At 73.3% G+C, this 23813-nt stretch carries 20 protein-coding genes, 2 tRNA genes and 1 pseudogene; 13 read left to right on the top strand and 10 right to left on the bottom strand.

Translation table 11 applies throughout. The features are described from left to right. Nucleotides 1-47: 47 nt before the first annotated feature. The 4 genes and pseudogenes from aroA to AB0D28_RS08790 form a co-directional block, all read left to right on the top strand. A complete protein-coding gene (gene aroA, locus AB0D28_RS08805) occupies nucleotides 48-1349 on the top strand; it encodes a 3-phosphoshikimate 1-carboxyvinyltransferase (protein ID WP_357383697.1) in 1302 nt (433 codons plus the stop codon). Nucleotides 1350-1511: 162 nt separating this feature from the next. Further along, nucleotides 1512-2447: a ribosome small subunit-dependent GTPase A gene (rsgA, locus tag AB0D28_RS08800; protein ID WP_357383695.1), complete on the top strand. Its 936-nt coding sequence runs from the start codon at nucleotides 1512-1514 to the stop codon at nucleotides 2445-2447. 60 nt (nucleotides 2448-2507) lie between these two features. Beyond that, entirely contained in the window at nucleotides 2508-3326 is an 819-nt protein-coding gene (gene hisN / locus AB0D28_RS08795; protein ID WP_357383693.1) for a histidinol-phosphatase, read from the top strand. Between the two features lie 60 nt (nucleotides 3327-3386). Next, a pseudogene (locus AB0D28_RS08790) lies at nucleotides 3387-4214 on the top strand (hypothetical protein); the annotation flags it as partial. 20 nt (nucleotides 4215-4234) lie between these two features. Here the strand turns inward: AB0D28_RS08790 and AB0D28_RS08785 are convergent. Then, complete coding sequence (locus AB0D28_RS08785) at nucleotides 4235-5521, bottom strand: glycosyltransferase (RefSeq protein WP_357383691.1); 1287 nt, start codon at nucleotides 5519-5521, stop codon at nucleotides 4235-4237. A gap of 193 nt (nucleotides 5522-5714) precedes the next feature. On the opposite strand from AB0D28_RS08785, the gene AB0D28_RS08780 reads away from it, so the two are divergent. The 3 genes from AB0D28_RS08780 to AB0D28_RS08770 are packed head-to-tail and all read left to right on the top strand — an operon-like array spanning nucleotide 5715 to nucleotide 8095. Further along, nucleotides 5715-6713, top strand: a complete 999-nt coding sequence (locus tag AB0D28_RS08780; protein WP_357383689.1) for an SDR family oxidoreductase — start codon at nucleotides 5715-5717, stop codon at nucleotides 6711-6713. A gap of 56 nt (nucleotides 6714-6769) precedes the next feature. Further along, complete coding sequence (locus AB0D28_RS08775; protein WP_357383687.1) at nucleotides 6770-7492, top strand: ATP-binding protein; 723 nt, start codon at nucleotides 6770-6772, stop codon at nucleotides 7490-7492. A gap of 30 nt (nucleotides 7493-7522) precedes the next feature. Then, entirely contained in the window at nucleotides 7523-8095 is a 573-nt protein-coding gene (locus AB0D28_RS08770; RefSeq protein ID WP_135241906.1) for a DUF5709 domain-containing protein, read from the top strand. 4 nt (nucleotides 8096-8099) lie between these two features. Here AB0D28_RS08770 and AB0D28_RS08765 read toward each other — a convergent pair whose 3' ends face one another. Continuing rightward, the gene (locus tag AB0D28_RS08765; RefSeq protein WP_357383684.1) at nucleotides 8100-8747 is read right to left on the bottom strand and encodes a response regulator transcription factor; all 648 of its coding nucleotides are present in this window, start codon (nucleotides 8745-8747) and stop codon (nucleotides 8100-8102) included. Further along, nucleotides 8744-9865: a DUF5931 domain-containing protein gene (locus AB0D28_RS08760; RefSeq protein ID WP_357383682.1), complete on the bottom strand. Its 1122-nt coding sequence runs from the start codon at nucleotides 9863-9865 to the stop codon at nucleotides 8744-8746. The genes AB0D28_RS08765 and AB0D28_RS08760 overlap by 4 nt, the downstream gene beginning before the upstream one ends. A 115-nt stretch (nucleotides 9866-9980) precedes the next feature. Here AB0D28_RS08760 and AB0D28_RS08755 point away from each other — a divergent pair, with 115 nt between their 5' ends. After that, nucleotides 9981-10448 carry an ATP-binding protein gene (locus tag AB0D28_RS08755; RefSeq protein WP_357383680.1) on the top strand — a complete coding sequence of 156 codons (468 nt, stop codon included), beginning with the start codon at nucleotides 9981-9983 and terminating at the stop codon, nucleotides 10446-10448. Between the two features lie 10 nt (nucleotides 10449-10458). On the opposite strand, the gene AB0D28_RS08750 is transcribed toward AB0D28_RS08755, so the two are convergent. Beyond that, entirely contained in the window at nucleotides 10459-11397 is a 939-nt protein-coding gene (locus AB0D28_RS08750) for a ribose-phosphate pyrophosphokinase (RefSeq protein WP_357383678.1), read from the bottom strand. A gap of 64 nt (nucleotides 11398-11461) precedes the next feature. Here AB0D28_RS08750 and glpK point away from each other — a divergent pair, with 64 nt between their 5' ends. Next, nucleotides 11462-12946 (top strand): glycerol kinase GlpK, encoded by a 1485-nt coding sequence (glpK, locus tag AB0D28_RS08745; RefSeq protein WP_357383676.1) that lies wholly within the window; start codon nucleotides 11462-11464, stop codon nucleotides 12944-12946. Between the two features lie 3 nt (nucleotides 12947-12949). On the opposite strand, the gene AB0D28_RS08740 is transcribed toward glpK, so the two are convergent. Continuing rightward, the gene (locus tag AB0D28_RS08740; protein WP_357383674.1) at nucleotides 12950-13783 is read right to left on the bottom strand and encodes a phosphoribosylaminoimidazolesuccinocarboxamide synthase; all 834 of its coding nucleotides are present in this window, start codon (nucleotides 13781-13783) and stop codon (nucleotides 12950-12952) included. Nucleotides 13784-13905: 122 nt separating this feature from the next. Here AB0D28_RS08740 and AB0D28_RS08735 point away from each other — a divergent pair, with 122 nt between their 5' ends. Then, nucleotides 13906-15228, top strand: coding sequence for an extracellular solute-binding protein (locus AB0D28_RS08735; protein ID WP_357383672.1), 1323 nt, complete (start codon nucleotides 13906-13908; stop codon nucleotides 15226-15228). Nucleotides 15229-15270: 42 nt separating this feature from the next. On the opposite strand, the gene AB0D28_RS08730 is transcribed toward AB0D28_RS08735, so the two are convergent. Further along, complete coding sequence (locus tag AB0D28_RS08730; RefSeq protein WP_013475255.1) at nucleotides 15271-15519, bottom strand: hypothetical protein; 249 nt, start codon at nucleotides 15517-15519, stop codon at nucleotides 15271-15273. A 138-nt stretch (nucleotides 15520-15657) separates the two neighbouring features. Between AB0D28_RS08730 and AB0D28_RS08725 the strand changes: the two genes are divergently transcribed. Both AB0D28_RS08725 and AB0D28_RS08720 read left to right on the top strand, forming a co-directional pair. After that, on the top strand, nucleotides 15658-17190 hold the full coding sequence (locus tag AB0D28_RS08725) for an MFS transporter (RefSeq protein ID WP_357383669.1): 1533 nt from the start codon (nucleotides 15658-15660) through the stop codon (nucleotides 17188-17190). After that, entirely contained in the window at nucleotides 17177-17752 is a 576-nt protein-coding gene (locus AB0D28_RS08720; protein WP_357383667.1) for a TetR/AcrR family transcriptional regulator, read from the top strand. The genes AB0D28_RS08725 and AB0D28_RS08720 overlap by 14 nt, the downstream gene beginning before the upstream one ends. 38 nt (nucleotides 17753-17790) lie before the next feature. Here the strand turns inward: AB0D28_RS08720 and AB0D28_RS08715 are convergent. The 4 genes from AB0D28_RS08715 to AB0D28_RS08700 all read right to left on the bottom strand — a co-directional run bounded on the left by AB0D28_RS08715 (nucleotide 17791) and on the right by AB0D28_RS08700 (nucleotide 22411). After that, a tRNA-Met gene (locus AB0D28_RS08715) sits at nucleotides 17791-17867 on the bottom strand. Between the two features lie 155 nt (nucleotides 17868-18022). After that, nucleotides 18023-18096 (bottom strand) — tRNA-Met (locus AB0D28_RS08710). Between the two features lie 173 nt (nucleotides 18097-18269). Continuing rightward, a complete protein-coding gene (locus tag AB0D28_RS08705) occupies nucleotides 18270-21269 on the bottom strand; it encodes a UPF0182 family protein (RefSeq protein WP_357383665.1) in 3000 nt (999 codons plus the stop codon). 128 nt (nucleotides 21270-21397) lie between these two features. Next, nucleotides 21398-22411, bottom strand: a complete 1014-nt coding sequence (locus tag AB0D28_RS08700) for a PDZ domain-containing protein (RefSeq protein ID WP_357383663.1) — start codon at nucleotides 22409-22411, stop codon at nucleotides 21398-21400. 115 nt (nucleotides 22412-22526) lie between these two features. Here AB0D28_RS08700 and AB0D28_RS08695 point away from each other — a divergent pair, with 115 nt between their 5' ends. Further along, on the top strand, nucleotides 22527-23798 hold the full coding sequence (locus AB0D28_RS08695; RefSeq protein WP_357383661.1) for a zinc-dependent metalloprotease: 1272 nt from the start codon (nucleotides 22527-22529) through the stop codon (nucleotides 23796-23798). Nucleotides 23799-23813 lie beyond the last annotated feature (15 nt).

Raw genomic sequence — 23813 nt, 5'->3', positions numbered from 1 at the left:
GGGCGACGAACGGTGCCACCGGGCCGGGAGCTTGGCAGAATGTAACGGTGAGCAATCCGACCGCGACGCGTCCGCCGCAGCAGTGGACCGCGCCGACCGCGAGCGACCCGGTCGCCGCGACGCTGCGCCTGCCCGGCTCCAAGTCCATGACCGCCCGGGCCCTGGTGCTCGCCGCGCTCGCCGGCGGGCCGTCGACACTCGCCCTGCCACTGCGCGCCCGGGACACCGAGCTGATGGCCGGCGGGCTGCGCGCGCTCGGCGCCCACGTGTCGATCTCGGACGACGACCGCTGGCTGGTCCGCCCCCACCCGCTGGCCGGACCGGCACACGTCGAGGTCGGCCTGGCCGGCACGGTGATGCGCTTCCTGCCCCCGGTGGCCGGGCTGGCCGCCGGCCGGGTCACGTTCGACGGCGACCCGCACGCCCGGACCCGCCCGCTCGGGCCGCTGATCGGCGCGCTGCGAGCGCTCGGCGTCCGCATCGACGCACCGCCGACGGGCAGCCTGCCGCTCGCCGTGCTCGGCGCCGGCCGGGTGGCCGGCGGCGAGGTGGTCATCGACGCCTCCGCGTCCAGCCAGCTCGTCTCCGGGCTGCTACTGGCCGCGCCCCGGTTCGACAGGGGCGTGGTGGTCCGGCACGAGGGTCCCCCGGTCCCGTCCGCGCCGCACGTGCGGATGACGGTGCAGATGCTGCGCGCCGCCGGCGCCGCGGTGGACGACACCACGCCGGACGTCTGGACGGTCGAGCCGGGCACCCTGTCCGGGCGTGGCTGGGAGATCGAGCCGGACCTGTCCGGCGCCGCGCCGTTCTTCGCCGCCGCGCTGGTCACCGGCGGCGAGGTGACGCTGCAGGGCTGGCCGCGCAGCAGCCTCCAGCCGGTCGAGCGGCTGCGGGAGCTGCTGCACCGGATGGGCGGCGAGGTGACGCTCGGCACCGACGGCCTGACCGTGCGGGGCACCGGCACGGTACGCGGGCTCGACGCCGACCTCTCCGACGTCGGCGAGCTGACCCCGGTGCTGACCGCGCTCACGCTGCTGGCCGACGGCCCGTCCCGGCTCACCGGCATCGGCCACATCCGCGGCCACGAGTCCGACCGGGTGACCGCGCTGGCGAAGGAGTTCACCGCGCTCGGCGCGGACATCACCGAGACCCACGACGGGCTGGAGATCCGGCCCCGGCCGCTGCGCGGCGGGACGTTCCAGACGTACGCCGACCACCGGATGGCGCACGCGGCGGCGGTGGCCGGGCTCGCCGTCCCCGGCATCGAGGTCGACGACGTGGCGTGCACCTCGAAGACCATGCCGGAGTTCCCGGCACTATGGTCGGGGATGGTGACCGGCAAGAACTGACAGCGGGGGGACGTCCTGGCGACGAAGCGGCGCGAGTACGACGAGGACGACGTACGGGTCCGACCGGGCCGGTCGTCGCGCCCGCGTACGCGCACCCGGCCCCGGCACGCCGACGCCGTCGAGGGCTTCGTCATCGCCGTCGACCGGGGCCGCTACACGTGCGTGCTGTCCGGGGCCGGGCCGGACGCGCCGCTCGTGACCGCCATGCGCGCCCGCGAGCTGGGCCGCAAGTCGGTGGTGGTGGGCGACCGGGTCGGGCTGGTCGGGGACAGCTCCGGGGCACCCGGCGCGCTGGCCCGCATCGTGCGCATCGCCGAACGGACCTCGGTGCTGCGGCGCACCGCCGACGACGACGAGACCACCGCCGAGGGGCGGCTGGAACGGGTGGTGGTGGCGAACGCCGACCAGCTGGTGATCGTCAGCGCGCTCGCCGACCCGCCGCCGCGCACCGGGTTCATCGACCGCTGTCTGGTGGCCGCGTACGACGCCGACATCGAGCCGCTGCTCTGCCTCACCAAGGCCGACCTGGGCGGCCCGGAGGCGGTGCTCGGCTACTACACCGAGCTGGAGCTGCCGTACGTGCTGATCCGCCCGGACTCCGACCTGGCCGCGCTGCGGGCGCTGCTCACCGGCCGGGTCTCGGTCATGGTCGGGCACTCCGGGGTGGGCAAGTCGACGCTCGTCAACCGCCTCGTCCCGGACGCCGAACGGGCGGTCGGCACGGTCAGCGCGATCGGCCGGGGTCGCCACACGTCGACCAGCGCGGTGGCGCTGCGCCTGCCCGCCGAGCGCGGCGCCGACGGCGACACCGGCTGGATCGTCGACACCCCTGGGGTACGCAGCTTCGGGCTGGCCCACGTGTCCGCCGAGAGCCTGCTGCACGGCTTCCCCGACCTGGTCGAGGCGACAGTGGACTGCCCGGCCAACTGCCCGCACACCGCCGACGAGGCGGACTGCGCGCTCGACGCCTGGGTGGCCGCCGGCAAGGCGGACGCGCGCCGGCTCGCCTCGTACCGCCGGTTGCTGGCCTCGCGCAGCGGCGAGGGCGACCCGCGCGAACCGGAGCGCAACCCCGGCGACCCGCTCGCCGGGTCCTGATCGGCGGACCGGCGGCGACCCGCCGTCGCGGGCCGGGCCGCCGCCACTAGCGTGTCGGACATGACCGGGTACGCCGACGATCTCGCCCTCGCCCACCTGCTCGCCGACGCGGCGGATGCCGTCTCCTCGGCCCGCTTCCGCGCACTCGACCTGCGCGTGGAGTCCAAGCCGGACCTGACCCCGGTCTCCGACGCGGACACCGCCGTCGAGCGGGAGATCCGCGCGCTGCTGGCCGCCCACCGTCCCGCCGACGGCCTGCTCGGCGAGGAGTACGGCGAGCAGCCGCCGGCCGGACCGGACGGGCGGCGCTGGGTGGTCGACCCGATCGACGGCACGAAGAACTTCGTCCGGGGCGTACCGGTCTGGGCCACGCTCATCGCGCTGCTGGAACACGACCGGCCGGTGCTCGGCCTGGTCTCCGCCCCGGCGCTGGGCCGCCGCTGGTGGGGCGCGCTCGGCGCGGGCGCGTTCGCGGGCACCGGCCCGGCCGACGGCACGCCGATCCGGGTCTCCGGCGTCACCGCGCTCGGCGACGCGAGCTTCTGCTACTCGTCGCTGACCGGTTGGGAACAGGCCGGCCGGCTGGACGCGGTGCTCCAACTCATGCGCGACACCTGGCGCAGCCGCGCGTACGGCGACTTCTACGGTTACATGCTGCTGGCCGAGGGAGCACTGGACGTGATGGTGGAGCCGGAACTGTCGCTCTGGGACATCGCCGCGCTGGTGCCGATCGTCACCGAGGCCGGCGGAACGATCACCGACCTGGCCGGGCGGCCCGCGCCGGCCGGCACCGACTCGGCCGACATCAGCGCCGTGGCCAGCAACGGCGCGTTGCACGACGACATCCTGGCCCGGCTCGGCCGTCCAGCCGAGCGCTGACCCGGGGGGAGCCTCTATCCTCGCCAGGTGGTTTCCTCTGGTTGGTGCTTCCTGGCGGCGATGATCATCGCGTACGGCTTCGCCAACCTCCTTCAGTCGGTCGCCGCCGCGCGGACCACTGTGCACCACACGTTCGACCCGGGACTGCTGCTGCGCCTCGCCGGGCACCGGACGTACCTGATCGGCCTGGCCTGCCAGGTGGTCGGCTTCGTGCTGGCCTTCCTGGCCCGCCGGGACCTGCCGTTGTTCCTGGTCCAGGCCAGCGTGGCGGCCGGGCTCGGGGTGACCGCCGTACTCGGCGTGCTGGTGCTCAAGTGGCGGCTGCCGGCCGCCGAGGTGGTCCTGCTGGTGCTGTTGTTCGCCGGCATCACCGCGCTCGTGCTGTCGGCCCAGCCGGCGCCGTCACGGCAGCTCGGCACCGCCGGGCTGGTCGGCCTGGCGGTGGCCGTGGTGGCGATCGCCGGCTCGGGCTTCTTCGCCGCCCGGCTGCACGGCGCGCTCGGGTCCGTGGTGCTCGGCTCGCTCGCCGGGATGGCGTTCTCCGCCGCGGCGGTGGCGGCCCGCCCGCTCGCCTCGGCCGGATCGGCGGAGGCGTTCTTCCGCGACCCGCTGCTCTACCTGCTCGTCGTCCACTCGGTGATCGGTCAGCTCCTGCTCGGGCTGGCCATGCAACGCGGGTCGACCACGGCGGCGGTCGCCGCGATGGACGCGGCCGGCGCGGTGCCCGCGGCGGTCGTCGGGCTGCTGCTGCTCAACGACAAGATCTGGCCCGGCCGGGAGTGGCTGGCCGGGCTCGGCTTCCTGGTGACGCTCGCGGCGGTGGTCGGCCTGACCCGGTACGCCGAACCGCAGCACCACCACGCCAGCGCCCGCCAGAAGGCGATCGTGGGCGCCGGGATGGTGCCGGTTCAGGCCGCCTCGACCGGTCCCCGTTCCGAGACAGCCACCTCGACCGGCGCGGCCACCTCGACCGGCGCGGTCACCTCGACCGGCGTCGGCTCGATCGGGGTGGCCGGACGGCGACGCCCGATCACCCGCTCGTAGAGGCGCTCCAGCGCGGCGGCGGTCCGTTCCCAGGTGTAGCTGCACCGGACCCGGTCCACGGCGGCGTGCCCGTACGCGAACCGCCCGGCGTTGTCCGACAGCAGCCGGCGCAGCGTCACCCCGAGCGTGCGGACGTCACCCGGCGGCACCAGTTTGCCGGTCACCTCGTCCACCACCGCGTCGGCGATGCCGCCCATGGCGTAGCCGACCACCGGCACGCCGCAGGCCATCGCCTCCAGCGACACCCGCCCGGCCGACGCGTAGTGCGGCGTGCAGGCCACCACGTCGGCGGAGCGGTACCAGGTGGCCATCTGGTCGTGCGGCACCGCGCCGACCAGCTTCACCTGCTCCGCCACGCCCGCGCGTTCGGCCAGCTCGCGCAGGCGGCGCGCTTCGGCGTGCCCGTCCAGCCGCTCGGGCGGCGGGCCACCGGCGATCACCAGTTCGGCGTCACCGACCAGCCGCATCGCCCGGATCAGGTCGTCCTGGCCGTGCCCGGGCGCGAGCCCGGCGACGGAGAGGATCCGGGGCCGCCGGTCGCGGGGCGCCGCCTCGCCGTCCGGGTGGAAGCGGCCGGTGTCCACGCCGGTCGGCACCATCGCCACCGACGTGCGTTGCAGGCCCATCCGGGTCAGCTCGTCGACCTCGTCGTTGCACTGGGCCACCGCCACGTCCACGGCCCGGGTCAGCGCCCGCTCCAGTGGGATGCGCTCCCCCGGCCCGGTGTAGTCACGGCCGAGGTGGCGCAACTGCTCCACGCCGAGCGAGTGGAACGTCTGCACCACCGGGATGTCGGTGGCGCGTACCGCGTGGGCGGCGGCCAGCCCGCCGATCCAGTAGTGCCCGTGCACCACGTCGGGGGTCCAGTCACCGGCCCACTGCCCGGCCAGCCAGCGGCCGTACTCGGCGACGAAGGGGACCAGTTCGGCGGTGGAGAGCGTGTCGGGCGGGCCGACCGGGACACGTTCCACCCGGTAGCCGTCGAGTTCGGTCAGGGCGGGCTGGACGGACGCGGCACGGCGCTCGTAGACGCGGACGTCATGGCCCCGGGCGGCGAGTTCCGCCGCCACGCGCGCAATGTGCTCCTGCGTCCCGACGGCGGGACCGTCGGTGGACGAGCCGGCGTGCGCGCATACAAGGCCGACGCGCATGGTGCACCTCCATGCGTTCTCGCGAGCGGGGTCTCCGGTCAGAGCGTCCCATTAACCCAGGTCCGGTGCGCCCAAACCTGACAGATCGGGGGGTCACCCGGCCACCGCGTCCCGCCGACGGGACAGCCGACCGAACCCGATCACGGGCGAAATCGGTCGGCATGACGGCCCGGGCCGGGGGTACCGACGAGGAATGCCGCTCACCCGCAGTCTCTCCGACGCCACTGTCGTCGTCACCGGCGCCTCCAGCGGGATCGGCGCGTCCACCGCGTACGCGCTGGCCCGCCGGGGCGCCGACGTGGTGCTGGCCGCCCGGACCGAATCCGCGCTGCGCCGGGTCGCCCTGCTCTGCCGGGAACTGGGCGGGCGGGCCCTGGTGGTGCCCACCGACGTGACCGACCCGGAGGCGGTCCAGCGGCTGGCCGAGCGGGCCGTGGCCGAGTTCGGCCGGATCGACGCCTGGATCAACAACGCCGCCGTGGGAACCGTGGGGCTGTTCGACGAGATCCCGGTGGCCGAGTTCCGCCGGGTGGTGGACGTGAACCTGCTCGGCGCCGTGTACGGGACGCGGGCCGCGCTGCCCTGGCTGGAGGCGGCCGGCGGCGGGGTGCTCGTCAACAACGCCTCGGTGCTGGCCGAGGTGGCGATGCCGTACCAGTCGGCGTACAACGCGACGAAGCACGCGATCCGCGGGCTGGCCGACACCGTACGGCAGGAGTTGCGGGTGACCGGCCGGGGGAACATCTCGGTCTGCACGGTGCTGCCCGCCACCATCGACACGCCGTTCTTCCGGCACGCGGCCAACCACTCCGGCCGGGAGCTGACCGCGCCGCCGCCGGTGTACCCGCCGGACATGGTCGCCGAGACGATCGTCAAGCTGCTGCGCCGGCCCCGGCGGGAGGCGTACGCGGGCGGCGCGGCCCGGCTGATCGGGCTCCAGTGGCGGCTCGCCCCGGCGGTGGCCGAGCGGGTGCTGGGCTGGTACACCGCGCGCACCCAGTTCGGCCCCGGCCTCCGCGCCGGCTCCACCGGCGCCGTGTTCACGCCGGACTCGGACGCGGAGCGGACCGACGGGTGGTCCGGCCGACGCGGTCAGGTGCTGCGGTTGACAGCGGCCGTCGGGCTGGCCGCCGGCACCGCCGTCGGCACGGTGGCGGCGCTCAGCCGCCGGTCGCGGTCCGGTCGGCCGTGAGTCCCGTCGACCGGACCGGTGCGCGGGCGCGGGCCGACGTGCACAATGGGGCGATCATGCCGACGGATGCGCGTTGCCTGGTGGAGACCGACGACTCCTCCCCGACGGTCCGGCTGACCGGAATCCTCGACCGGTCCGAGGTGGAGAGCGTGCGGGACGCGTTGCTCGCCCGGCTGTGGCGGCGACCCGGGGTGCTGCTGGTGGACCTGTCCGGAGTGCGGATTCCCGATCCGGGCGCACGCGACGCGCTGGACGAGGTCTGCCGGGCGGTCGCCGACTGGCCCGCCGCCGAGCTGCTGCTCGATCCGGCCGCGCCGCCGCCGGACGCGCCGCCCGAGCCGCTCGACGCCGACCTGCCCCCGGTGGTCGAGGCCGCCCGCGAGGCGCGGGTGCTGGTGACCGCCGGGTGCGCCAGGTGGGGGCTGCCGGAGCTGGCGGAGCCGGCCTGCATCGCGGTCACCGAGATGGTCAACAACGTGGTGGCGCACGCCGTCACGCCGATGACGCTGCGGCTGGCCCCGCGCGGCGGCGCGCTGCACCTGGCCGTCCGGGACCACTCGACCGGGCGGCCCGCGTACCGGGGGCCGGCGCCGGCGGACTCGGTGGGCGGGCGGGGGCTGCTGCTGATCGACACGGTGGCCCGGCGCTGGGGCAGCACCGCGCTGCCCGACGGCAAGGTGGTGTGGTGCGTGCTGTACGCCGAGGACGAGGCGATGTTCCGCAAACTGAGGCACCTTTTCGCCCCGTTACTCCCGATCCACCCGGCCGGTCGCGGTTAGTGCGAGGAGCGCAGTGGGTAGATGCCGAGCATGCGCGACGACGAGTACCCCACCCCCGTGTCCGATCCCGAGGCGGCGGGCCTGCCCGACACCGCCGACGACGACTCCACCGCGAACGACGACGTGCTGACCGGGCGCGAGGCGGACGGCCCCGAGCCGGCCCAGCTCCCCGGTGACCGCACGCCGGTCGCCGTGGACCAGTTCGGCACCACGGCGGAGGAGCAGCTCGACGGCGAGTCGCTGGACTACAAGCTCCAGCGCGAGCGGTACGAGCGCCCCGCCGACGATCCGCTCGCCGGCCCGGTCGACCCGGACATCGCCGCCGAGGCGGACAGCGAGGAGGCCGCCGCGCAGGCCCAGCTCGACGCCGACGTGATCGACCCGGGCCCGGTCTCGGACCCGAACTCCCCGGTCTCCGTGTACGACCACGGGCAGCTTGGCACCGTCGCCGACCACCAGGTGGGCCGGCTGGTCGAGCCGGACGAGGGCGCGCACACCGACCAGGAGACCGACAACGTCGCCTACGACGCCGGGGCGGCCGGCGGCGGGGCCAGCGCGGAGGAGCTGGCGGTGCACGAGACCCGGCCGCCGGAGGCGCGCTGACCGCTCAGCCGTCCAGGCCCCGCTCGATGGCGTACCGGGTCAGCTCGACCCGGTTGTGCAACTGGAGCTTGCCCAGCGTGTTCTGCACATGGTTCTGCACGGTCCGGTGGGACAGGCCCAGCCGGTCGGCGATCTGCTTGTAGGACAGCCCCTTGGCCACCAGGCGCAGCACCTCGGTCTCCCGTTCGGTGAGCCGGGGTGCGTCGTCGTCCGGGTCGGGCGGCGCGGCGGCCAGCCGCCGGTACTCCCCCAGCACCAGCCCGGCCAGGCCGGGCGTGAACACCGGCTCACCGGCAGCCGTGCGGCGCACCGCGTCCAGGAACTCCGCCGGGGCGGCCGACTTGACCAGGTAGCCGGTGGCGCCGGCCTTCACCGCGTCGAGCACGCCCTGCGGCTCCCCGCTGGCCGAGAGCATGAGCACCCGCACGTCGGGCAGCGCGGCGCGCAGGCCCCGGATCACCTCGACGCCGGAGATGTCCGGCAACTGGAGGTCGAGCACGACCAGGTCGGGGCGGGCCGCCGCGGCCACCCGTACCGCCTGCCGACCCTCACCGCTTGTCGCCACCACCTGATGGCCCGCCTCGGTGAGGTCGCGGGCCACGCCCTCACGCCACATCGGGTGGTCGTCGACCACCATCACCCGGACGCTCATCCTCGGCTCCTCGGCACGACCAGCTCGATCTCGGTGCCGGCGCCGGGCGCGGAGGCGATCCGCACCTCCCCGCCCAGGTCCGCCACCCGGCCCCGGATGGACTGCGCCACCCCGAGTCGCCCCTGCGCGGCGGCCTCCGCCAGCCGCCCCTGCGGGATGCCCGGTCCCTCGTCGCGTACCGAGACGGTCACCGTCTCCTCCTCGTCCTCGATCAGCACCCAGGCCCGCCCGCCGGCGTACCGGGCCACGTTGTCGAGCGCCGCGCCGACCGCCGCGGCCAGCTCACCGGCGGTACGCGCCGGCAGCGGCACGGGTGTGGCGGGCGCGGCCACCCCGACCGTGGCCGAGGCGTACCTGTCGATCAGGTCACGCAGGTCCTGCTCGGCCCCGGCCGGGTCCGGCGCCGCCCCCGCCCGGCCGATCAGCGCCCGCAGCGCCTCCTCCTGTTCGCCGGCCAGCCGCGCCAGCTCGGCCGCCTCGCCGTCCAGCTCCGCGCCGCGTCGACGGACCAGCGCCAGCACCTGGAGCACCGAGTCGTGGATGTCGCGGGCCAGCCGTTCCCGTTCCCGGGTGGCCGCCTCCAGCTCCACCGCCCGCTGCAACCGCTCCTCCGCCTCCACCGCCAGCCGCGCCACGTGCCCGACCACCACACCGGCCAGCAGCATCAGGATCGCACCGGTCAGCGCGGACGGGCTGATCCGGTCCCGGGTGGCGAGGTCGGCGCCACCGAGCACGATCGCGGCCACCGCGCCGCCACGCCGCCCGCAGGCGACCGCCCAGGCGAGCACCGGCCCGGCCAGCCAGGCGGCGGTCAGCATCGGCACCCCGGCGACCAGCGCCGCGCTCCCGATCACCCACGGGGTGACCAGGATGAGCGCCAGCACCACGCCGAGGTCGGTCAGCAGCAGCGGCCAGCGCCGCCCGGCCGGACGCCCGTAGCCGGCCGCCGTCACGCCGCTCCAGGCCAGCATCGCCAGCAGGACACCGCCCGCGGCGACCGGGTGCGCGTAGCGGCCCGCGTCGCGCAGCACGACAAGTCCGACGTACGCGAGCGCGGCGAAGCGGAACACCGCTATCGATCGCCAGAACGGGCCCTCGAGGCCGGAGGACGACGGCATGTGCGCCACCCTGTCACAGCCCGTCCAGGGCACCCCGGCCGGTGCGGCCCGAGAAACCCTGACGTACGGTGGAAATGCCGCGAAAGTCGTCGAGAACCATCGTCGGGACGGGGTCATGACAGACGCAGAACTCCCCGCACCGCGTACGGTTGTGCCCATCGAACCTTCCCTGCTTCTCGCCACGGCCTTCGACCAGGCGCAGGTGACCGGGCTGCGGCACTCGGTCACCGCACACGCGCACGGCGCGGGCCTGTCCGGCCAACGGCTGGACGACTTCGTGCTGGCGGTCAACGAACTGATCACCAACGCGGTCCGGCACGGCGGCGGGCAGGGCTGGCTGCGGCTCTGGCAGCGCGGCGACGACCTGGTCTGCGAGGTCGCCGACCACGGGCCCGGGATCAGCGAACGGCGACTGCGCGACCGGGACCGGCCCGCGCCGGACACCGCCGGCGGCTGGGGTCTCTGGCTGGCCCGGGAGCTGAGCGACTCGATGGAGGTGGACAGCGGCGACGCCGGCACCGTCGTCCGGATCACCGCCGCGCTCACCACCCGGCAGCCCGTCACCGGCCCGTTGGAGGGCTGACCCCGGCCCGTCAGGCGAACAGGGCGCTCACCGACTCCCCGTTGTGGATCCGCCGCATCGCCTCGGCCAGTGCCGGCGCCACCGACAGCACCTCAAGCTTCGGCACCCGCTTCTCGACCGGGATCGGCACCGTGTTCGTGCAGACGATCTCCAGTACGCCCTCCTGTGCGCTCAGCCGCTCCAGCGCCCCGCTGGAGAACAGGCCGTGCGTGCAGGCCAGCCGGATCGAACGGACCCGCCGCTCGTGCAGGTGCGAGATCAGCTCGATCACGGTGCTGCCCTTGGCGATCTCGTCGTCCAGCACGATCACGTCCCGGTCCGTCACGTCGCCGATGATCGTGCTGATCTGCACCCGGTCGTCGCTGTAACGCTGCTTGGCCCCGGCCGCGACGGGCGTGCCGAGCATCCGGGCGAACGCGGCGGCCTCCTTGGCGTTGCCGAGGTCCGGCGAGACCACCACCGCGTTGCTCAGGTCGTACCCCTTGAAGTGGGCGGCCAGCTCGCGCAGCGCGTGCAGGTGGTCCACCGGGACGCTGAAGAAGCCGTGCACCTGCGGCGAGTGCAGCGTCATGGCCAGCACCCGGTCCGCGCCCGCGGAGGTGAGCAGGTCGGCGACGAGCCGGCCGCCGATGGAGATGCGCGGCGCGTCCTTCTTGTCCGACCGGGCGTACGCGTAGTGCGGCAGCACCACTGTGATCCGCGCGGCCGACGCGCCCCGGGCCGCGTCGATCATGAGCAGCAGCTCGACCAGGTGCTCCTGCACCGGTGGCACCAGCGGCTGGATGAGGAAGACGTCGCGCTCCCGGCAGTTCGCCTGCAACTGCACCTCCAGGCAGTCGTTCGCGAACCGGGACACCCGTACCGGGTGCAGTGGAACGTGGAGGTGGGCGCAGATCTCGGCGGCGAGGTCCGGGTGGGCGGTCCCGCTGAACACGGCAATGTCACGCACGTCTGATGATCGTACGGGTCGCCGGAGGGAGACGGTGGGCGGTCACGGCGGGTACGGTGCTGCCGTGACCGCAGAGTTCGTCGCCGCCATCGACCAGGGCACCACGTCCTCGCGCTGCATCGTCTTCGACCGGGCCGGTGAGATCGTCGCCGTGGCCCAGCGCGAGCACCGGCAGATCTTCCCCCGGCCCGGCTGGGTCGAGCACGACGCCGAGGAGATCTGGACGAACGTCGAGCACGTGGTGCGCGAGGCGCTGGCGAGCGCCGACATCGGCACCGGGGCGCTGGCCGCGGTCGGCATCACCAACCAGCGGGAGACCACAGTGGTGTGGGACCGGGCGACCGGCCGCCCGGTGGCCAACGCGATCGTCTGGCAGGACACCCGCACCGGCCCGCTGCTGCGCGAGCTGACCGAGACGTACGACGAGGAGCGGCTGCGGACCCGCACCGGCCTGATCCCGGCCACCTACTTCGCCGGCCCGAAGCTGCGCTGGCTGCTCGACCACGTCGACGGGCTGCGCGAGCGCGCCGAACGCGGCGAGGTGCTGTTCGGCACCATGGACAGCTGGCTGATCTGGAAGCTGACCGGCCGGCACGTCACCGACGTGACGAACGCCAGCCGCACGATGCTGATGGACCTGGAGACGCTCGACTGGGCCCCGGAACTGCTCGACGCGCTGCGGATCCCGGCCGCCGTGCTGCCCGAGATCCGCAGCTCCGCCGAGGTGTACGGCACCGCCCAGGGGGTGCTGGCCGGAGTGCCGGTGGCGAGCGCGCTCGGCGACCAGCAGGCGGCGCTGTTCGGGCAGACCTGCTTCCAGCCCGGCGAGGCCAAGTGCACCTACGGCACCGGCAGCTTCCTGCTGCTCAACACCGGCGCCAGCCCGGTGCCGTCCCGGCACGGCCTGCTCACCACTGTGGCGTACCGGATCGAGGGTCAGCCCGCCGCGTACGCGCTGGAGGGCGCGATCGCGGTCACCGGCTCGCTGGTGCAGTGGCTGCGCGACAACCTCGGCCTGATCTCCACCGCACCGGAGGTCGAGGAGCTGGCCCGCACCGTCGACGACAACGGCGGCTGCTACGTGGTGCCGGCCTTCTCCGGCCTGTTCGCGCCGCACTGGCGCAGCGACGCCCGGGGCGTGGTCGCCGGGCTGACCGGCTACATCACCAAGGGGCACCTGGCCCGCGCGGTGCTGGAGGCGTCAGCCTTCCAGACCCGCGAGGTGGTGGACGCGATGAACGCCGACTCCGACGTGGCGTTGCGGCGGCTGCGGGTCGACGGCGGGATGACCGGCAACGAACTGCTCATGCAGTTCCTCGCCGACGTGCTGGACGTGCCGGTGGTCCGGTCCCGGATCACCGAGACGACCTGCCTCGGTGCCGCGTACGCCGCCGGTCTGGCCGTGGGGTTCTGGCCCGACCTGGCCACGCTGCGCGAGAAGTGGCGCTCGGACGCGCAGTGGGAGTCGACGATGGACCCGGCGCACCGGGAGCGCGAGCTGCGCCAGTGGCGCAAGGCGGTCCAGCGCACGCTCGACTGGGCCGACTGAGCGTCAGTCCCAGCGGTTGCCGGTGAGCTTCTCGTACACCTCGACGTAGCGGGCCCGGGTCGCCTCGATCACCTCGGCCGGCACCTCCGGCGCGGGCGGCTGCCTGTCCCAGCCGCTCGCCGTGGCCCAGTCCCGCACGTACTGCTTGTCGTAGGAGAACTGGGCGCGGCCCGGCTGGTACGACTCGGCCGGCCAGAACCGTGACGAGTCGGAGGTGAGCACCTCGTCGCCGAGGACCAGCGTGCCGTCCGGCGCCCAGCCCAGCTCCAGCTTCGTGTCCGCGATCAGGATGCCCCGCTCGGCGGCGATCTCCGCGCCACGCCGGTAGACGTCGATGGTGATCTGCCGCAGCCGCTCCGCGACCTCCGGCCCGACCTTGTCCACCACCTGCTCGTAGGTGATCGGCTCGTCGTGCTCGCCCTTCGGCGCCTTCGTCGACGGCGTGAAGATCGGCTCGGGCAGGATCGACGCCTCGACCAGGCCGCGGGGCAGCGGCACCCCGGAGACCGAGCCGGTGCGCTGGTACTCGGCGAAGCCGCCGCCGGTCAGGTAGCCCCGGGCCACGCACTCGACCGGCACCATCTCCAGCCGCCGGCAGCGGATCGCCCGGCCGGCGAACTCCGCCGGCACGTCCGTCGCGGAGATCACGTGGTTCGGCACCAGGTCGGACAGCTGCTCGAACCACCACAGCGACAGCGCGGTGAGCAGGCGGCCCTTGTCCGGGATCGGGGTCGGCAGCACCACGTCGTAGATGGAGACGCGGTCGGTGGCGACCAGGATCAGGTCGTCGCCGTCGGCGTAGACGTCCCGGACCTTGCCCGAGTGCAGAAGTTCCACGGCGCTAGTACACCATGACCGGCGTGGACCGCCCGGCGCGCCCACCGCCGTCCCGCCCGGCGTTGACACCCGGGCGGGGGCCGGTGAAATGATCCGTTCACCCCACCTTCGGGAGAGACCCCGTGCGCGCTCCGCAGTCCGTACCCCGTCCCGGGCTCGACCGGCGACGGTTCCTCGGCGCGCTCACCGGGCTGCCGCTGGCCGCCGGGCTGCCGGTGCTCGCCGGGTGCGGCCCGGACGAGGTGGCCGCCGACGACGGCCCGATCGAGCTGTCTGTGTTCTGGTGGGGCGGCGCCCGCCGGGCCGCGGCCACCGAGCAGGCGCTGCGGCTGTACTCGCAGCAGAACCCGCGAGTCAGCTTCCGGGTCACCTGGCAGGGGCTGGGCGGCTACTACGACCGGATCGCCACCCAGGCCACCGGCGGGAACCCGCCGGACCTGTTCCAGATCGACGACACCCTGCTCGCCGAGTACGCCGGCCGGGACATCCTGCTCGATCTCACCCGGTACGTCGCCGACAAGCGGCTCGACCTGCGCGAGGTGCCGGAGCAACTGGCCCGCTACGGCCAGGTGGACGAGCGGACGGTCGGTGTGCCGGCCGCGCAGACGAGCGCGGCGCTGGTGTTCAACCGCCGGCTGCTGCGCCGGCTAAGCCAGCCCGAGCCGCGTACCGGGATGTCCTGGAAGGAGTACGCGTCCTGGGCCGCCCGGGTCACGCGCGCCTCCGGCAACCGGGTGGCCGGCACCATGGACGCCTCCGGCGACTACCGGGCGTTCTGGTTGTGGCTGCGCGGCCAGGGCAGCGAGCTGTACCAGGGGCGGCAGCTCGGGTTCAGCTCCGCCGAACTGCTCGCCTGGTTCGAGTTCTGGGAGGTGGCGCGCTTCGACCGGGCCACACCGAGCGCCGCCCTGGTCGAGCAGGCCGACAGCGGCGAGCTGGCCCGCCAGCTCGTGGTCACCGGGCACACCGCCGCCTCCTTCGCCTGGTCGCACCAGTTGCCGGAGCTGCAGGGCCTGACCGACGACGAGCTGGGCGCGGTCGCCTTCCCGGGCACGCCCGCCGCGCAGTGGCCGCGCGCGTCGATGTACTGGGCCGGTTTCCGGGGCACCCGCCACCCGGGGGCGGTGGTGGACGTGCTCGACTTCCTGACCACGAACGTGGCGGCCGGCCGTCTCCTCGGCCTGGAACGCGGCCTGAACGCCAGCAAGCAGGTGCGCTCGTTCGTCGCCGAGGAGGTGACCGGCCGGGCCGAGAGGCGCATGGCCGCGCTCGGCGCCGAGCTGGCGGATCTGGCCGGCCCGTCGCCCGCGCCGCCGCCCAAGGGGCACGCGGCGGTGCGCACGCTGCTGATCGAGGCGGCCGAGAGCATCCGCGCCAAGCGGGCCGGCGCCCGCACCGCCACCTCCCGCTTCATGGCCCAGGCCAACACCGCTCTCGCCGGGTGACCCGCCCCACCCCGCCCGGCGTGGGCGGGGTGGGCAGGGGCGTCAGCGCGGGGGCCGGTTGCGGCGGCCGCGGGTGAGCAGCACCACCAGCAGCACGATGCCGCCGACCACCACGAGGCAGCAGAGCAGGCCGATGATGCCGAACCCACCACGGGAGCGGCGGCGGGCCGCCTCCACCACGATCTCGCCGGTACCGCTCGACGCCCAGGCCGCGACCGGCACGAAGACCGAGAGCACGACCGTACCGAGGACCGCGCCCAGGCGGCCCCACCACTTGTTCCATGCAGACATGCCCCCATCCTCGCCGAGACCCGCAACCGGGGCACGGCGGACAGGGCGGATGTCGCCGGACACGGCGCGGGGTCGCCGGCACAGTCCGCGTGGCCCGACTCACGATTAACCGTCCATTTGGACTGTTAGGGTTCCCTGGTGACTTCCTCCCTGCCCTCGACCTCCGCACGGGCCCTTGCCGGAAAGCGGGAGTGGGCGGCCCTCGTGGTGCTCGTTCTCGTGGTCCTCCTCCTGGCCGTCGACGGGACCGTCCTCTACCTCGCGGTCCCGTCGCTGACGGAGGACATCGGGCCCACCGCCACCCAGATCCTGTGGATCGGGGACATCTACGCCTTCGTGCTCGCCGGGCTCCTGATCACGATGGGCAACCTCGCCGACCGGATCGGTCGCAAGCGGCTGCTGATGATCGGCACCGTGGGGTTCGGCTCGGCGTCCGTGCTGGCGGCCTTCGCCACCACCCCGGAGGTGCTGATCGCGGCCCGCGCCCTCCTCGGCCTGGCCGGCGCCACGCTGATGCCGTCGACGCTCTCCATCGTCCGGTCGATGTTCGCCGATCGCGCCCAGCGGGCCCGGGCCATCGCGCTCTGGTCGGCCGGGGCCACCGCCGGCGCCGCGCTCGGCCCGCTGGTGGGCGGCGTGCTGCTGGAGCGCTTCTGGTGGGGATCGGTCTTCCTGATCAACGTGCCGGTGATGGTGCTGGCGCTGGTGGCGGGATGGCTGCTGCTGCCGGAGTCGAAGGGTGAGGCGCCGGCCCGGATCGACGTCGGCTCCTCGGCGCTGTCCATCGCCACGATCGTCCCGCTGGTCTTCGCCCTCAAGCGCCTCTTCAGCGACGGGGTCGACGCGCTCACCGTGACGGCCACCGCCGTCGGGCTGCTGGCCGGATGGTGGTTCGTACGGCGGCAGAACCGCCTGGCGGTGCCCCTGCTCGACGTCTCACTGTTCCGGGTGCCGGCGTTCTCGGGTGCGCTCGCCGCCAACGTGCTGGCCATCTTCGGGTTCCTGGGGCTGCTGTTCTTCTTCTCCCAGTACCTGCAACTGGTTCGCGGCTTCGGCCCGCTCAAGGCAGGCGTCGCCGAGTTGCCCGGCACACTCGCCGCGGTGCTCGTCGTGGCGCTGATCGGCGTCCTGCTGTCGCGGCTCGGTGCGGGCCGCGCGATCGGGCTGGGACTGCTGGTCGCCGCCGCCGGGCTCACCGTCATGGGGCTCAGCGTCGACCTCCGGACCTACTGGGGGCTGGGCATCGGCCTCGCCGTCATCGGGCTCGGCATCGGTGTCGCCATGACCCTCTCCACCGACGCCGTCGTCGGCGCCGTCCCGGAGCGGCGCGCGGGCGCCGCTTCGGCGGTGGCCGAGACGGCGTACGAGCTGGGGGGCGCGCTCGGCATCGCGGTCCTCGGCTCGTTGCACGGGCTGCTCTACCGTTCGTCGCTGGCCCTCCCCGCCGAGGCCACCGCCGCCGATCGGGCACTGGCGGAGGACTCCCTGGCGGCGGCCGTGTACGGGGCACCGGCACCCGGCGTCGTGGCCGCGGCGCAGGACGCGTTCGCCCAGGCGATGCAGTCCGCCACCTTCGTCGCCGCCGTGATCCTTGTGGTCGCCTCGGTAGTGGCCTGGAAGATCATTCCCTCCGAGCCCGTGTCTCCTGGAGGTGCACGTGTCGACCACTGAACGTCGTCCCATCCGCGATCGTGCGCGCACCCGGCGAGCGGTGCTGGACGCCGCCGAACGGATGATCACCCGCCACGGCGCCAACGTCAGCCTGGCCGCCGTCGCCCGGGAGGCGGGCGTCACGAAGAGCGGCCTGATGCACCACTTCCCCTCCCGGGAGGACCTGCTCGCCGCCCTGGTCGAGCAGGTGGTCACACGCGTCTGGGAAGAGGTGAACGCCCACGTCGACAGCGGCGACGAGCGGCCGGGCGCCTTCACCCGTGGTTACGTGCGCGCCCTCACCGGAGACAGCGCGTACCTGGCGGAACTGGGCAGCGCCACCGGCCTGCTCGCCCAACTCGGGGTCGACAGCATGGAGCACGTGCTGGCGGTGGACCCCGAGGACCCGGCACGCTGGAACCGTGCCTTCGAGGCCGACGGCCTGCCACCGGGCCGGGTCTGGGCCGTCCGGTACGCCGCGGAGGGGCTCGCCATCGCCATCGGCACCGCCTATGTCACTGACGAACAGCTCCGGCTGGCCCGTGCGGAACTGCTCGTCCTCACCGAGACGGCCCCGGAATGAGTTCAGGCCCGGAATCCGTGGATTCCGGGCCTGAACTTTGGTAGCGGGGACAGGATTTGAACCTGCGACCTCTGGGTTATGAGCCCAGCGAGCTACCGAGCTGCTCCACCCCGCGTCGGCTCGTACAGCTTATCGCACTCCGATCCTCGAGATCAGCCGGGTCCCCCGATCCGGCGCGCGGCCGGCGGAAAGGCGACGCGGCCGGCTGGTGGCGCTTGCCGGGCGGAACGACGAAGGCCCCGGAGAGAACTCCGGGGCCTTCGTCACGAGTAGCGGGGACAGGATTTGAACCTGCGACCTCTGGGTTATGAGCCCAGCGAGCTACCGAGCTGCTCCACCCCGCGTCGGCTCGACAACCGTAGCGCACCGACCCGGTGAGGCGCAAAACGGGTACCCGGTGGCGACGCGGCCGGGCGTCCCGCTCGACGGACGAGACGAGACGAGCCCGTGGCCCGGGTGACCGTTGCGGTCCCGGACCACGGGCTCGTGGTGTCGGCTCGTGCTGTCGGCCGGGGCGTCAGCCGCCCGGTGACGGCGCGGGTGACGTCGGCGCCGGTGGCGAGACACTGCCCGACGGCGCCGGGTTGCCCGAGCCGTTCGACGCGGCCTGGGCCTGCTGGAACGCGCTCATCGCCTCGTCCAGCGCCTTCAGCGCCCGCCCGTACCGCTCGAAGTCGCCGGACGCCTGCGCGGCCTTGACCTCACCGATCGCGGTCTGCACCCGGGCGGCCGCCTGGGCCAGTTCCCCGCTCACCGGCGGCGTGTTGGTGTCACCCGCGGTCGGCGACGGCGTGGGGCTGTCGGGCGTGGGCCTGTCGTCGGTGCTGGGCGGCGGGTTGTTGTTCGGCGCCCGCTTGCCCTGCTCGACGAGCTGCTTGATGCCGTCGCTGAGGTTGTTGGCGAGCACCACGTACGAGCCGCCGTCACCGTAGGAGAGCAGCACCTTCTGCAGCAGTGGGTACGCATCCTGGCTGCTGCTCTTCACGTACACCGGCTCGACGTAGAGCATGCCGTCGGCGAACGGCAGCGAGAGCAGGTTGCCGTACTGCACCTGTGCCTGGTTGGACGACAGCAGGTTGAGCTGCTGCCGGATGTCGCCGTTGTTCGTCATCTGCTGGTGCACCTGTGTCGGCCCGGAGATCCGGGTCTGGTCCGGTAGCTCCAGCACCTCAAGTCTCGGCTGCCCGTCGACGTACGACCCGGAGACCAGCGCGGCCAGGTTCTGCCGCCCGTTCGGGGTGACCGCCGAGGTCAACTGGAAGCGCGGCCCCTCCTGCCCGGGGAACTGGGTGAACAGGTAGTACGGCGGCTGCTTCTGCCCGCTGTCCGGCGCGTCCGGCACGTTCGGCACCTGCCAGAAGTCCTGGCCGGAGTAGAAGTCGCCGGGGTCGGTGACGTGGAACTTGGTGAGCAGGTTGCGCTGCACCTTGAACAGGTCGGCCGGGTAGCGGAAGTGCTCGGCCAGCTCGGCCGGGATGTCGCCCTTGGGCAGCACCACGTCACCGCCGAACGCCTTGTTCCACGCCTTGAGCACCGGGTCCGCGTCGTCGTACGAGTAGAGCTTGACCGTGCCGTCGTACGCGTCGACAGTCGCCTTCACCGAGTTGCGGATGTAGTTGACGTTCTCCCGGGCGAGCTGGAACGTGCCCCGGCCGGTCAGCTCGTCGGCCGTCTCGGCCTGGAGGTTGACCCGCTCGGCGTACGGGTAGGTCGCCGCGGTGGTGTAGCCGTCGATGATCCACAGGACGCGCCCGTTCACGACCGCCGGGTACGGGTCGCCGTCGAGCGTGAGGAACGGCGCGACCTTCTCCACCCGGTCGCGCGGGTTGCGCACGTACAGCAGCTTCGAGTTCTCGTTCACCGCCTCGGAGAGCAGGAAGTTCGACTCCTGCTCCTTGATCGCGTAGAGCAGCCGGCGCGGGAACGAACCGATCTTGACGCCGCCCTCGCCGGTGTAGGTGTAGTACTGCTCACCGCCGGTGGAGGTGGGGCGGTCGAACTCGACGTTGCGGTCGCCGTTCTGCCCGACGATCGCGTAGTCGTTCGCCTCCATCCGCTCGCCGTAGTAGATCCGCGGCTGCTGGGCCGGGATCTCCTCGGTCGGCGCGGAGCACGCCTCCTGCGCCTTCTCGCCGAGGAAGCCGGAGACGAAGTACGGCTGGCCGCCGCAGACCACCTGGTTCGCCGGGGCGGCCACCAGGCCGTACCCGTGGGTGTAGACGGTGTGGCGGTTGATCCAGTTGTTCTGCTGGTCGGTCAGCTCGCCGTAGTTGATCTCACGGACGCCGACCACGTAGTCGGAGGTCTTGTCATTCACCGAGTACCTGTCGATGTCCAGCTTCGAGCCGAAGTCGTAGAAGCCACGGACCTGCTGGAGCTGCGTGTACGTCTCGGAGACGAGCTGCGGGTCGAGCAGCCTGATGTTCGACACCACCGAGGTGTCGGTGGCCAGGCTGGCGGGTGGTACGAGGTTGCTGGCCGCGTACGGCGTGGTCTTCGTGCCGTCGAGGCCGAACGCGGACCGGGTGGCCTTGATGCTGCGTTCGATGTACGGCGCCTCCTTGTCCCGGGCGCTCGGCTTGACCTCGAACGTCTGCACCGCCCACGGGTAGATGCCGCCGATCGCCACCGCGGACACGCCGAGCAGGGCGAGCGAGATGCCCGGCCAGACCAGGTTCCGCATGACCGCGTTGGAGAACACGATGATCGCCAGGGCCACCACGATCGAGATCCAGGCGAGGATCTCCTTCGCCGGCAGCAGCGCGTTCACGTCGGCGTAGCCGGCGCCGTAGAGCTTGGCGCCCTCGTTGTACTCCAGCGGCATGGCCCGCCGGTCCAGCACGTAGGCGACGGCCTTGAGCAGCACGAACACGGCGACCAGCGAGCTGAGGTGGGCGCGGGCGGAGTTCGTCATCCGGTCGCCGACGCCCTGGAGCCGCACCCCGCCGAAGATGTAGTGCACGGCGAGCGCGCCGAGCAGCGACAGCACCACGACGGTGAAGCCGACGCCGAGCAGGTAGCGCCAGAACGGGAGCTGGAAGACGTAGAAGCCGACGTCGACGCCGAACTCCGGGTCCTTCACCCCGAAGTCGCCGCCGTTGCGGAACAGCAGCCACTGGGCCCACCGGCTCTGCGCGGAGAGGCCGGCGAACAGCCCGACGACGGCGGCGGCGAGCGCGATCCAGGTGCCGAGCCGCGGGCTCAGCAGCATCCGGTAGCGCTCCAGCGTCGCCTGCTCGGCCGAGTGCGGACGCATCCGGGGCCGCAGCCGGTACGCCAGCCAGAGGTTGCCGCCGACGATCAGCGCCATGCCGACGCCGACCACCAGGAACAGCAGCAGCCGGGTGGCGAGCACGCCGGTGAAGACCTGGGTGTAGCGGACCTCGTCGAACCAGAGCCAGTCGGTCCAGGCGTTGACGCCCCACCCGAGGAGGGTGAACAAGACGAACACCCCGATCAGGACACCGATGGTGACGCGTCCGCGCCGGCTCATCCTCGGTAAGGGACTGCTACGCATGACCACTGTTTGGCTCCGCACGCTCGATGTGATCGGCTCCGACCAGGCACCAAGAGTACGGGGTGTTCCTGAGCACGTCGGGTCAAGGTCACGTCACGATCCGCCCGGTGGCCGCCGGCCGGCCCGCCTCAACAGCGCGTCGGCTGGCCCCCGGACCGCAACGTTTCGAGCGCCTTCAACGCCTCGTCGAGCGTGGCGACCTTCAGCAGCGGCAGGTCCGGCTGAGGGTTGCGGACCGCCTCGGCGCAGTTGTCGGCGGGCACCAGGAACGCCTTCGCGCCCGCGTCCTTGGCGCCGACCAGCTTCTGCGCGATGCCGCCGATCGGGCCGACCCGGCCCTCGTCGTCGATGGTGCCGGTACCGGCGATGATCTTCCCGCCGGTGAGGTCGGCCGGCTCCAGCTTGTCGATGATGCCGAGCGAGAACATCAGCCCGGCACTGGGACCGCCGATGTCACCCAGGTCGATCTTGAGGTTGAACGGGTGCGGCTGCTGCTGGTCGATCTCCACGCCGATGCGCGGCCGGCCGTCCTGTTCGCGGCTGGTCACAGTGGCGGTGCCCGGGGTGTCGCCCCGGGTGTAGCCGATCTTCAGCGCGGTGCCCGCCGGCTTGGACCGGATCAGCTCGGTGAGCTTGGCCGCGCTCGTCACCTGCACCCCGTCGACCGAGGTGAGCACGTCGTCGGGCCGCAGCACGTCGACCGACGGGCCGCCCGGCGTGACCGCCTTGACCAGCACCTTGACCGGGTAGCCCAGTTGGCGCAGCGCCGCCGTCTCGGCGCTGGTCTGCGAGTTCTGGAAGTCCTCCGCGTTGCGCTTCTCGACCTCCTCCTGCGACTCCCCCGGCGGGTAGACCAGTTCCCGCGGCACCACCGCCTCGTCCGAGGAGAACCATCCGGCCAGCGCCGACCGGAGCCGCACCGTCGGCTGCACACCGACAGTGGTGAGCCGGAGCTGACCGGCGGAGGTGGACGTCGCGCGGCCGGTCACCTGGATGACCTCCTTGCCGTCCTCGCGGCCCAGCGTGTTCACCGTCGGACCGGGGCCGAGCACCACGTACGGCAGCGGCACGCTCAGCACACCGATGCTGAGCAGGGCGGTGAGCAGGGCACCGAGGAGGACGGTCACGCCGCGACGTCTCATGCGCCAGAGCGTACCGATCCGACCCCCGCCATCCGGCGCGGTGACCGGCGGACTTCGCCCTCAGCGCAACGCCGAGTGGCCCGACCTGCGGCGGGCCCCGCGTACCGTAGACGTCGTGCCTGATATTCCGTTCGGCTTCGCGCTCCCGGGTGGTCAACCACCAGACCCCAACGACCCCGCGGCGATGCAGCAGTTCATGTCGCAGTTGCAGCACCTGCTCTCGGCGCCGGGCAGCGGGCCGGTCAACTGGGACCTCGCCCGTCAGGTGGCCGCCAGTCAGCTCGCCGCCGCCGGCGACCCGGCGGTGTCGCCGTTCGAACGCAACGCGGTCGAGGAGGCGCTGCGCATCGCCGACCTCTGGCTGGAGCCGGCGACCTCGTGGCCCTCCGGCGTCCGCACCTCGGTCGCCTGGAACCGCAACGAGTGGATCTTCAAGACGCTCGACGTGTGGCGCAAGCTCTGCGACCCGGTGGCCAGCCGGATGGTCGGCGCGATGGGCGACCTGGTGCCACCGGAGGCCCGCGCCCAGCTCGGCCCGATGCAGTCGATGGTCGCCACGCTCGGCGGCGCCCTCTTCGGCGGCCAGCTCGGCCAGGCGCTCGGCTCGCTCGCCGCCGAGGTGCTCTCCGCCGGTGACATCGGCCTGCCGCTGGGCCCCGCCGGCACCGCCGCGCTCGTTCCCGCCAACATCAAGGTGTACGGCGAGGGCCTGGAGCTGCCCGAGGACGAGGTACGCCTCTACGTGGCCCTGCGCGAGGCCGCTCACCAGCGCCTGTTCCAGCACGTGCCGTGGCTGCGCGGGCACGTGCTGACGGCGGTGGAGAACTACGCCGCCGGCATCCGGGTCAACCGGGAGGCGATCGAGGAGGCGATGGGCCGGGTCGACCCGACCGACCCGGAGTCGATGCAGGCGATCGCGCTGGAGGGCATCTTCACGCCGGAGGACACGCCCGCGCAGAAGGCGTCGCTGGCCCGGCTGGAGACAGTGCTCGCGCTGGTCGAGGGCTGGGTCTGCCACGTCGTCGACAGCGCCGCCGGTGACCGCCTGCCCAACGTGGTACGCCTCGGCGAGGCGTTCCGCCGCCGCCGCGCCGCGGGTGGCCCGGCCGAGCAGACGTTCGCCGCGCTGGTCGGCCTCGAACTGCGGCCCCGCCGGCTGCGCGAGGCGTCGGTGCTGTGGGCGGCGCTGACCGAGCACCGCGGCATCGCCGGGCGGGACGCGGTCTGGGGCCACCCGGACCTGCTGCCCTCCGACGACGACTTCGCCGCCCCGGAGGCGTTCGCCACGACCAGCACCGATCTCGACGACGAGCTGGCGAACTTCGACTTCTCCGCCCCCGGCGCCCCGGAGGAGAAGGCCCCCGGCGAGGACGACGACAAGCGCTGACGCAGTACGCGACGG

Origin of the sequence: Micromonospora sp. NPDC048169, assembly GCF_040652815.1 — a bacterium.
Lineage (GTDB): Bacteria > Actinomycetota > Actinomycetes > Mycobacteriales > Micromonosporaceae > Micromonospora.
The sequence above is the reverse complement of the archived record's forward strand: the minus strand, read 5'-3'. Positions and strand labels throughout refer to the sequence as shown.